The organism is Pseudomonas edaphica, from assembly GCF_005863185.1.
GTDB lineage: Bacteria > Pseudomonadota > Gammaproteobacteria > Pseudomonadales > Pseudomonadaceae > Aquipseudomonas > Aquipseudomonas edaphica.
The window spans coordinates 1-10,034 of record NZ_VBVZ01000193.1 but is presented as its reverse complement, the minus strand read 5'-3'; the positions used below and the strand labels follow the sequence as shown (position 1 = coordinate 10,034).

The 10,034-nt window shown below is 56.9% G+C and carries 9 protein-coding genes; 3 read left to right on the top strand and 6 right to left on the bottom strand.

The genetic code is table 11. The features are described from left to right. The 3 genes from FEM54_RS14795 to FEM54_RS14785 all read right to left on the bottom strand — a co-directional run. Nucleotides 1-797, bottom strand: a 797-nt coding sequence (locus FEM54_RS14795) for a family 2A encapsulin nanocompartment shell protein (protein ID WP_138451624.1), incomplete at its 3' end; no start/stop codon positions are given. Nucleotides 798-815: 18 nt separating this feature from the next. Beyond that, nucleotides 816-1,829, bottom strand: coding sequence for a serine O-acetyltransferase EpsC (gene epsC / locus FEM54_RS14790; protein ID WP_138451622.1), 1,014 nt, complete (start codon nucleotides 1,827-1,829; stop codon nucleotides 816-818). Between the two features lie 78 nt (nucleotides 1,830-1,907). Beyond that, complete coding sequence (locus tag FEM54_RS14785) at nucleotides 1,908-2,429, bottom strand: rhodanese-like domain-containing protein (protein ID WP_138451620.1); 522 nt, start codon at nucleotides 2,427-2,429, stop codon at nucleotides 1,908-1,910. A gap of 485 nt (nucleotides 2,430-2,914) precedes the next feature. Here FEM54_RS14785 and FEM54_RS14780 point away from each other — a divergent pair, with 485 nt between their 5' ends. The 3 genes from FEM54_RS14780 to sfnG are packed head-to-tail and all read left to right on the top strand — an operon-like array spanning nucleotide 2,915 to nucleotide 5,814. Continuing rightward, nucleotides 2,915-4,405, top strand: a complete 1,491-nt coding sequence (locus FEM54_RS14780; RefSeq protein WP_138451618.1) for a sodium:solute symporter family transporter — start codon at nucleotides 2,915-2,917, stop codon at nucleotides 4,403-4,405. 12 nt (nucleotides 4,406-4,417) lie between these two features. Beyond that, on the top strand, nucleotides 4,418-4,726 hold the full coding sequence (locus FEM54_RS14775; protein ID WP_138451617.1) for a hypothetical protein: 309 nt from the start codon (nucleotides 4,418-4,420) through the stop codon (nucleotides 4,724-4,726). A gap of 2 nt (nucleotides 4,727-4,728) precedes the next feature. After that, nucleotides 4,729-5,814 (top strand): dimethylsulfone monooxygenase SfnG, encoded by a 1,086-nt coding sequence (gene sfnG, locus FEM54_RS14770; RefSeq protein WP_138451615.1) that lies wholly within the window; start codon nucleotides 4,729-4,731, stop codon nucleotides 5,812-5,814. On the opposite strand, the gene FEM54_RS14765 is transcribed toward sfnG, so the two are convergent. From FEM54_RS14765 to FEM54_RS14755, 3 genes are all read right to left on the bottom strand, one after another. Then, complete coding sequence (locus FEM54_RS14765; RefSeq protein ID WP_138451613.1) at nucleotides 5,791-7,206, bottom strand: TolC family protein; 1,416 nt, start codon at nucleotides 7,204-7,206, stop codon at nucleotides 5,791-5,793. The genes sfnG and FEM54_RS14765 overlap by 24 nt on opposite strands. Beyond that, nucleotides 7,206-9,365 (bottom strand): peptidase domain-containing ABC transporter, encoded by a 2,160-nt coding sequence (locus tag FEM54_RS14760; RefSeq protein WP_138451611.1) that lies wholly within the window; start codon nucleotides 9,363-9,365, stop codon nucleotides 7,206-7,208. The genes FEM54_RS14765 and FEM54_RS14760 overlap by 1 nt, the downstream gene beginning before the upstream one ends. Before the next feature lie 13 nt (nucleotides 9,366-9,378). Further along, the coding region (locus FEM54_RS14755; RefSeq protein WP_138451609.1) for an HlyD family secretion protein at nucleotides 9,379-10,034 on the bottom strand (656 nt) is incomplete at its 5' end.

Sequence of the window (10,034 nt, the reverse complement as noted above, 5' to 3'; positions counted from 1 at the left end):
CCCATGAAGCGCACAGACAAACCTGGGCTCTGCTCGCCGGCCACCCCTGGCTGGTACAAGCCAACCACACCCTGGCGTTTATCACCGACACGCAGCAGCAGGATCTTGGTCTTGCCTTCGTCGTCGATGGGTACCTTGTCCGATGGGATGAGAGGCAGACCACGCCAGGTCAAGAACTGCGAGCCGAACAGGCTGACGGTCGGCGGCGGTACGCCACGACGGGTGCACTCGCGGCCGAAGGCTGCAATGGCCAGAGGATGCGCCAGGAAAAACCCTGGCTCTTTCCAGACGCGGGTGATCAGCTCGTCGAGATCATCCGGTGTCGGCGCACCGGTCAGCGTGGAAATGCGTTGGACCGGATCAACACTGGCGAGTAGGCCATACTCCGGGTTGTTGATCAGTTCGTTTTCCTGGCGCTCCTTGATCGTCTCGATGGTCAGGCGCAGTTGCTCGCGAATCTGGTCGTGCGGGCTGCTATAGAGGTCGGATACACGTGTGTGCACATCAAGAATAGTGCTGACTGCGTTGAGGAAATACTCCCGTGGCGCCTCCTCATAATCGACGAACGTTTGTGGCAACACAGACTCATCACGCTGCGAACACGCAACCTGAACGTTCAGCGGGTTTTTCACTCGGTTCAACCGGAAGATCCCCGCCTCGACAGGCGTCCACTGCAACAAATGCACCAGCCAGCGTGGGCTGATCGTTGAAAGCTGTGGGACGGTCTTCGTTGCGTTCGCCAACTGGCGAGCAGCATTGTCGCCTAGCGCTTGGCGTACATCCTGATTTTCAGACATGAATCACTCCATAGATTGTTATAGACGCACAGAGCCGGACAGTTCGTCCCTATGACTACCTCCGTTGTCTGGCTGGTACTGCACGGTCGCCTGGGTGACGTTGCTGCCTGACGGCACACTACGGGTCACCCAGACGTTCCCACCAATGGTGGAGCCGTTACCGATGGTGATGCGCCCGAGGATGGTTGCCCCGGCGTAGATCACTACGTGGTCTTCTATGATCGGGTGACGTGGCTGCCCCTTGAGCAATTGCCCGGACTCATCCGTCGTGAATCGACGGGCACCAAGCGTCACCGCCTGATAAATACGCACATGATTACCGATGATCGCGGTCTCGCCGATCACAACTCCGGTGCCGTGATCAATGAAAAAACTATGGCCTATCGTCGCGCCAGGATGGATATCAATGCCGGTAGCGTTATGGGCAATTTCGGCGCTGATGCGCGCGAGCAATGGCAGCCCGGCCTGATACAGATGGTGTGCCAGGCGGTGGTGTATCACAGCCAGAATGCCCGGGTAGCAGAGCAACACTTCATCCAGACTGCGCGCTGCGGGGTCACCGCGAAAGGAGGCAATAACATCCAAATCCAGTAGGCGCCGCAGGCCAGGCAAGGCTGCTGCGAAATCGCGAATAATCCCTATCGCCGGTTGCTCCACATCCGTCAAGGGTTCGCCACGCTGCCGAGCCGCGTAGCGTAGTTCCAGTCGAGCTTGGCCCAGCAATGCATTCAGCGCACGATCAAGCGAATCGCCCACATAAAAATCTTCGCTCTCCTCACGCAAATCCATTGGCCCCAGGCGCATCGGAAACAACGCGCCGTGCAGCAGGTCGAGTATTTGTCCTATGGCCTGACGTGATGGGAGTTCACGCCCCGCAAGCTCGCTCGCACGTCCGGTGGTTCTACGCCATTGGGCACGGACTTCGCTCAACTCATTGACGACTTGGTTGAGTTGCCAACCCAGCCGTTCAACAGGCAGCTCCGCAACGGGTAATGCCACGCGGCCAACATTTTCCGCCAACTCATCAAACATAAAATTCCATAGAGCCGCCGCGGGGACGTGCCATCAAGGTAAGAGGAGAACAATGTGAAGAACGCGTTTCAGCGGTTTTCAGTCCTGAACCCAAGGCAGATTCCAGTGACGCCAGCCGCCACTATCACCTCGTTGCTGCTGAACATCGCGGTCGCCTTCAAAGCCTTCGAGAACGTTGAACACCTGAGTAAAACCCGCGGCGCTGGCAGCACTGGCTGCTGCAGCGGAGCGCTTACCGCTGCGACACAATAAAATCAAAGCGGCCTGCCGCCCGGCCTTGCTTTCAAGCTCGCGTAAAAAACGCGGGTTCTTGATCATCGCTGGCCCAATTTGCCAGGCGATGTGCAGGCTGTCGGGGACGTGACCGACAAACTTGAGCTCTTCGGCAGTGCGTACGTCGATCAACTTCGCCGCTCCAGATTGAACCAGAGCCCAGGCTTCGGGCGGATAAAGGCTACCGGCATGAGCAGCACCGGTTTCGGCAGCCCGTGCACGGGCACGGGCAAACAGCACATCCGCGCCGGTTGCAAAAACCGTGGTCAAATCCTCGGGACGCTGGGTGTTGATAGTCACGGCGTCAATGGTTTCGGTGCCTGGCATGGTTCGTCCTCTAGTCGTCTGGTCGGGCTCTGCAAAGGTTTGGCAGCGCCATATTCAGGCTGACTATATGCCGCCCTCATATTCCATAAAATACTATTTTATTTGAATTATATAACCATAACGACTAAGCGAAACGTCCGCCGCCTTGCTCATCTGACGGACTGAAAAAGCCAACTATTCCTTACTCGGACGTAAAGACCTCTGCGCACAGACATCTCATATCCAATCGCTTTTTTATTCTGCCGATGTATGAAATCTGATTCATAGGGGAAATTTCACCAAAACACTCCATTTCTGAAAAAGAATTGGCACCGTTACTAGTTCAACCGCGACAGCCCCGCTCAGAATGCAGATAAACATTGAAAACCAACTAGCGCTACAATTCCGGCGCTATGGTTATGCTTATTCGTTACTTCGGAAATACTAGGGTGCTGAGCATACTGCCTGCCCTCTGACCATTATCCAATTTAACGGAAACCTACTGGATGCTCTCAAACACTCAACCGCTGCCTGCCGCTTTGGGGTGGGCATTGATTATAGGCTTAGGTCTTTTTCTTACTGCGGTGGCGCTTACGGTTCGCACCCGATTAGTGCGAAACACTAAGGACTATATTATCGCCAACCGCAAGGTGGGCCTGGGTTTTAGTATCGGTGCCGTCATTGCCGTCTGGACCTGGTCAATGGCCATCGTCATGTCCGCCGCTTCCGCCTATACATGGGGCCTGTCGGGCTTGTTATGGTTCACCATACCCAACGGCATCGCCATAATCCTGCTGGCGCCATTGGCATTGCGTTTACGCAAAGTGGTGCCTAATGGCTACACCATCCCGGACTATATCCGCACGCGCCTCTCTTCGAATTTTTCGGCCGCCCTGGCCACGCTGATCATGCTCCTGGCGTTATTATTCTCAATTCTGATCAACTTAAAAGGCACGGTGTTAGTAACCAGTGCTGTTTTCGGTTTAAAACCCTTGGCGGTTGTTGCCGTAGTGCTGGTAATCGTGACCCTTTACTCCTACTTGGGCGGGTTATGGACTTCGACCATTACCGGCACACTTAATACATTACTGATCCTGGTACCGCTCGCGGTGATTGTTCTTTTTGCGTTGGAAAAGATTGGCGGTGCCGAGTGGGTATTCAACTCACTGGCCCAACAGAACAGTGAATATTTAAGTATTTTAAGCTATGAGGCCGCCGCCGCCTTCGGTTTGACCCTCTCGCTGGGCCTGCTGGGTGCGTCCATTTCGGACCAGAGCTTTTGGCAAAAAGCCTGGGCAGTCAAACCGCGTCATTTGTCGCGGACATTCATATGGGGCGGCGCATTGTTTTATCCGATTCCCATCATCGCCGGCATCCTCGGGCTGGTCGGTCTGGGTTACGGTGTGACCTTGCCACAAATAGGCGGTGACGCAGCGTCAATCGGGCCTTATGTCATCGCCCATATCGGCCTGCCAGTCACCCTGGTCGCACTGTATGTATTTGTGGTGCTCAACTGCAGCTACTCCACCATCGACGGCGCATTCTCCGCCATTTCTTCACTGGTCTCGGTCAATGTACTGATGCCATTGTTTCCGCGCCTGCCTGGCAACGCGTTGTTTACGCTGACCAAATTGAGCATGGTGATTTTCGGTGTCATCGCCGGTGCCATCGTTATGTCGGGCTGGGACTTCGTCAGCCTGGTACTGCTGGCGCAATCGCTGAATGCGTCGATTCTGTTCCCGCTGCTGCTGGCCATTACCTGGCATCGCACCACAGCCGCCGGATTCAGCTGGGGGATCATTCTCGCTGTGGTAATCGGTATGACCGTACGGCATTTTTACGGTGAACTGGCGGGCATTTTGACCATCACCGGTATCAGCGCCATCGTGCCGCTGACATTGGGCTTGCTCAGCCGCAAAACCTTCAATTTCGACGACTATTCACGTCAGTTGCAAGCCAGCAACGACGTGGAGTCGCGCGTCAGCCACGCCGCATAAGGATTCTTGGCCATGAACTACGCCATCACCGCCACGGTACTTGCCGTGCTCGTGTCAGTTGCCTACCTCTACGTAGTCTACGACGGCATTGAACGCGCCGCCCGCGAGATCAACACCGAACAGGACCACGACCCGGACTGGGCTTCGTTTACCCGCCTGGATTACAAAGTGTTGATCAGTATCGTGGGCTCCACGGCGCTGATTTTCAGTCTCAGCCTCTCCCCTGTGCTTTGGCACTGGGTGCCCTTCGCGGGCATCGCCGCCGCCGTCGGCATCATCATCGCTTTCATCCTCGAAAAACGCGCCGACAAGGACGCTTGAGCATGCCTATCGAATTTGGTTACTGGGCTCCAAACCTCGGCACCTCGCTGGTGGCCACCCGTATTAACAATCACACCCGTGGCACCTTTGCCGCCAACCGCGAGTATGCGCAGATCGCCGAACACAACGGGTTCAAATACACCCTGCTCGCCACCCGTTTCGTATCCTCATTGGAAGGCAATGAAGGTACCTACGACTCAATGGTCATGGCCGCAGCGATCGCCGCCGTCACCACACAGTTGGTGCCGATTGTCGCGGTTGCTACCGGTCTTGCACATCCGGCGATTGTCGCCAAGCAGTTGGTCACTCTCGACGAAATCAGCCAGGGACGCGCGGCAGTCAACGTGGTCAGCGGTTGGTTGAAGGACGAATACACTGCGCTGGGTGAGCCCTGGCTGGAACACGGTGAGCGCTATCGGCGCACCGAGGAATTCATTGAGGTACTGCGTGCAACCTGGGCCGATGGCCAGGCCGAATACGCCGGTGACTTTTTCCGCCTGCGCAACGCCGATTTCCGCCCCAAGCCGCGACCCGGCGCCATTCCGGTATTCCAAGGTGGAAACTCTGTCGCGGCCCGGGAAATGGCCGCCCGCCAAAGCGACTTCTACTTTATGAACGGCGCCCCGCTGGATTCGCTGCGCGAACATATCGCGCATGTGAAGGCCCTGGCGGCGCAGCAGAATCGCACGGTCCGTTTTGCCGTCAACGCCTTTGTCATCTCGCGCCCCACCGAAGCACAAGCACGGGAAGTGCTGGAAGCCATCATCGAGAATGCCGACATCGAGGTCGTCGAGCGCTTTCGCAAAAACGTCCAGCACGCAGGCCAGGCAACCATCGAGAAACAAGGCATGTGGGCCGAGTCTCGGTTCGAGGATTTGATCCAGTTCAACGACGGCTTTAAAACCGGGCTGATCGGCACACCTGAGCAGATTGCCGAACGCATAACGGCGCTGACCGAGATCGGCGTGGATATGCTCTTGGCCGGTTTTTTACATTATGACGACGAGCTGCTGGAGTTTGGTCGGGAGGTTATTCCTTTGGTATGGCAGCTGGCGCAGGCGCGCTCACTGCAAGGTCCAGAAACCTAGTCGCCCAAGGCTGGCGGCAAGCTTAAGTCGTGAAGTCTGCCAGTTGCCCAGTGCTCGGGTGTGTTGCTCCTCGGCGCTGGCATAGGCTGTCAGCGCATTGAGCAGTTCGATCATGCTACCAATCCCGGACCGATAGCGGCCCTGCACCACATCCAGGCTCTGGCGTGCTTGTTCAACCAGCTCAGTGGTGCGCGTCAGGCTCTGGGTCTCGAGACTCAGCGACTGATAGTTATCCCAAGTGTCCAGCGAGACTCGTTGCTCAATATTGGCCAGCTCCGCCTCGCTCGCTTGCTGGCGTGCAATAGCGCCACGGGTTTGATAATTGCGTCCGAACCCTTCAAAGAGCGGGATCCGCAGTTGCAGCCCGACGCTGCGGTCGAACGTGCGCGTATCACCACCAAAAGCTTCGGCCTGATCGTTGTAGCCACGCGTCAGGTTAGCGGTTAGTGCCAGACTGGGCCGTCCGGCAGCTCGACTTTCATCAACTGACGCCTGGGCCGCCCGTACACGAGCCTCGGCAGCCAACACTGCCGGATGCTCACGCCGAGCCTGGGCGAGGAGTTCATCAATAGCCTTCACGAAGGCGGTGTTGGGTGTTACATCAAGCTCACTGGCCAAGCGCAGTGGCGTATCTGGCGCCAACCCCATACGCAGGGCAATAGCACCCAAAGCATTGCGTAACAGCCCCTCATCTTGAACCTGCTTCAGACTCGCCTGGGAAAACGCAGTCTGCGCTTGCAACCGATCCGAAAGCGCGGCAGCACCGGCTTTAAACTTAGCGTCGGCAGCCTCCAGATTCTGTGCAGCCAGCACGGCGACCTGGCGCGACGCCACCAGACTGCGCTGTGCGGCTAATGCGTTGTAGTAGGCTTGAGCTGCCAGCGTAAACGTGTTTTGCAGGGTTGCGTCCTGGCTCGCGTTCGCGGCCAACAGGAGTTGTTGAGAGCTACGCAACGCGGCGCTACGGCGACCGAAATCGAACAACATCCAGCTCAGTTCAATGCCTGCACTTTGCCCCCGGCGAGAGCCGTTAAGCGATTGCTGTGGAACGTCCAGATTGTCTCGATCACTGTATCCATGGTTTTGCTCAATACGCCCATTCAGACTGGGTAGATAAGCCGAACGATTGACGCCCACCTGCGCCGCCTGCGCTTTTGCATTGGCCCAGGCAAGACGCGTTTGTGGGTCAACACACAGGATTCGCTCGATCGCCTCATCCAGGGTCAACGCATCTGGCACAGCAGCGAAGCCACAAGAGAGCCGGCCACGATCGACATCATAGGCGGCTTGCTCGGAAACTCCACCAGCGGTCCCAAACACATCCGGCTCATAAGCATTGGCACAGGACGAAGCGCCGATTAACCCGAACAGCGCCGCAGATAATGCACGCATCAAATCTGCTCCCGAGAAATCGCGCCTGAAGATGGAGGCAGCTGTTCTGGCCTGACGTCGCTCACCACTCTGCCCTGCCCCAACACGATTACACGGTCCGCCGAAGCGATCGTTTCCGGGCGATGGGCAATCATGATGCGGGTGATGCGTAAAGCCTGAATGGCAGCGTTGACGCGTTGCTCGCACGCGACATCAAGGTGGCTGGTCGCTTCGTCGAGAAGCAAAATACTCGGTTTCTTGTACAGAGCCCGCGCTAACATCACGCGCTGTTTCTGCCCACCGGAAAGTACTGTACCCATGTCCCCGACCAGGGTGTTGTAACCCATCGGCATATTCAAGATGTCATCGTGAATAGACGCCATCTGAGCACACTCCTGCACCCAGGCCACATCTGCCTGCGGGTCAAAGAAGCTGATGTTTTCCGCCAGTGACCCGGCAAATAGCACATCGTCCTGCAGCACTGTCCCGACCAGCTCGCGCAACCCCTCCAGGCCCAACTGCGATAAGTCCAGGCCCGCTACACGAATATTGCCCTTCTCGGGAGGGAGGACACCCAGCAGTACGTTGAACAGTGTACTTTTGCCACAACCGGAAGGGCCGACAATGGCGACTGACTCACCGGCTTCAATACGCAGGTCAAGACCATCGAGCACCCAGGGCTCCTGCTCCGAATAGCGATAACTCAGCCCCAATACCTCGACACCCGCCTCTCGCTCACGAAGGCTATCTGGGTCAAGGTTGCTGCGGTTGTCTTCCGGCGGCTGCAGGACGATATCCGCCAAGCGTTCTCCCTGAAGTTGCAGCATGCGCAATTCGAAAAACTTGTCGATCAGGTTGGCCACGCGTGTATCGAACTGCGACTTGTAAGCGGTAAACGCGATCAGCACCCCCACCGTGAACGCACCGTCCATAACCATGATCGCGCCGAGCCAGATCACTAACAGGTTTTCCACCCCAAACAGCAGGCCATTGAGTTGTTGGTAAAACAGTTGCAACTTTTGCGTACGCAGGCCGGCATTGATTTGTGCCACCAACAAACCCAACCATACCGAACGGCGCTCGTCTTGACGCTGAAACAACTTCAACGTACGAATGCCGCGGACCGTCTCAAGAAAATGACTCTGTTGGCGGGCCGCATGGACGATTTCTTCTTCTGTGGCATTACGCAGTGGCCGGTACCAGAGCCAACGGCCCAGTGCGTACAAACTCATGGCCGCTACAGCAATAGCCGCCAGGCGTGGGCTGTATAGCAACATCATGCCAAGGGTGGCAATAGCCATCAGACCATCCAGCACCGCTGAGAGGAAAGCCGTCGTCAGGGTTTGCTGGATACTGCTCACCGCGCCAAAGCGCGAGACCACATCACCCAAATGGCGCTTCTCAAAGTACTGGGTCGGCAGGCGCAGCAAGTGGGTAAAAACGTTCGCCTGCCATTGCACACTGAGCAACGTACTCATATGCATCATGACCCAGGTACGAACTCCGCTGACGGCCTGTTGCATCAACAGCAACAAACCGAAGCCCAGAACCAGGGTACTCAACAAATCACGATCCGCACTGACGATAACGTGATCCAGCGTCCACTGCAGAAAGAACGGGCTGATCAGCGAAAAGATCTCCAGCGCCCCGGCCAGCAGAAGCACCTGACCCAGCGAACGGTAGAGCCCGGACACCTTGCCCATCATCCGCCACAAGCGGATGCGCGGCGGGCTTTCCTGCCTCTCAAAGCCGTGGTCGGGCCACAATTCCAGGGCCACACCAGTAAAGCTCTTCGATGCCTCCTCCAAGCTCAATCGGCGCAGGCCCATTGCCGGGTCATGAAGGGTGACACCGCGCGAATCAACGGCCTGCAGAACCACGAAATGGCTGAAATTCCAGTGCAGCACGCACGGCAGTTTCAACTCGCCCAGACTCTCCAGCTCCAGCTTCAATGCGCGCGTGCCCAGCTGCATTTGATGCGCGGCCTGAATCAACTGGCGCAACGACATGCCCTTGAGAGAAACACTGAATCGGCGACGTAAATCGATTAGATCACTGTGATGACCATAGTAGCCCGCGACCATAGACAGACACGCCAGGCCGCATTCGGTGGCCTCGGTCTGCAATACCAACGGCAAACGGCGCCCAAAGCGCAGCGCGAGTGTGTCAAGAAAAGCCATGAGATGTGAGTTCCTAAAGTTTGCCGGTCAAGCTGTACAACGGTTCAAGCACCCACTCGTAAAGAAATCGGGTGTCCAACAAAATATCGGCCTCCAACAACATTCCGCTCTGCAGCGGTCGTGGCTCGCCATAGGCAAGCGCCGACTGGTCATTCAACTGAATCCGCAGGCGATAAACTTGTTCGCCCTGTTGTGCCAGCCCCGGCACGCTGCCAACCATGCTCGTCAGTTCGGTGGAGGAAATACTGGCACGCGAGATGGACTGAACCTGACCGTGGTACTGGCCGAACTTCTGATAGGGATAGGCCTGATAGCGAATCAGTACCGAGTCTCCCGGTTTAATGAAGCCGATGGATTTACTCGGTGCGTAGAGCTCCGCCTGCAAGGGCGTGTCGGCTGGGACGATGCTCAACAATGGACGTGAGCTGTCAACGGTTTGCCCTACCTCGGCAAGTACTGCGGTAGCGATGCCTGCTTCCGGCGCAGTGACCAACAGGTTGCGCTTGGCTTCACTTTCTGCGAGCTCCTGCTCCAACGCTGACTGCTGACGCTGAACCTCCGCCAGCTGATTAGCCTGCCGGTTTTGTAGCCCCGCGAGTTCGGTCCGGCTTTCGGCCAGACGTTGTTGCAGCGAAGTTCTCTCACGCTCCAAGCCCTGAAGGCTCTGAC

What these genes read in the sequence shown, in the direction of transcription:
- sfnG (WP_138451615.1), top strand. Translation starts at nt 4,729, where the DNA reads ATGCCTATCGAATTTGGTTACTGGGCTCCAAACCTCGGCACCTCGCTG.
- epsC (WP_138451622.1), bottom strand. Translation starts at nt 1,829, where the DNA reads ATGTTTGATGAGTTGGCGGAAAATGTTGGCCGCGTGGCATTACCCGTT.
- FEM54_RS14775 (WP_138451617.1), top strand. Translation starts at nt 4,418, where the DNA reads ATGAACTACGCCATCACCGCCACGGTACTTGCCGTGCTCGTGTCAGTT.
- FEM54_RS14785 (WP_138451620.1), bottom strand. Translation starts at nt 2,429, where the DNA reads ATGCCAGGCACCGAAACCATTGACGCCGTGACTATCAACACCCAGCGT.
- FEM54_RS14780 (WP_138451618.1), top strand. Translation starts at nt 2,915, where the DNA reads ATGCTCTCAAACACTCAACCGCTGCCTGCCGCTTTGGGGTGGGCATTG.
- FEM54_RS14760 (WP_138451611.1), bottom strand. Translation starts at nt 9,365, where the DNA reads ATGGCTTTTCTTGACACACTCGCGCTGCGCTTTGGGCGCCGTTTGCCG.
- FEM54_RS14765 (WP_138451613.1), bottom strand. Translation starts at nt 7,206, where the DNA reads ATGCGTGCATTATCTGCGGCGCTGTTCGGGTTAATCGGCGCTTCGTCC.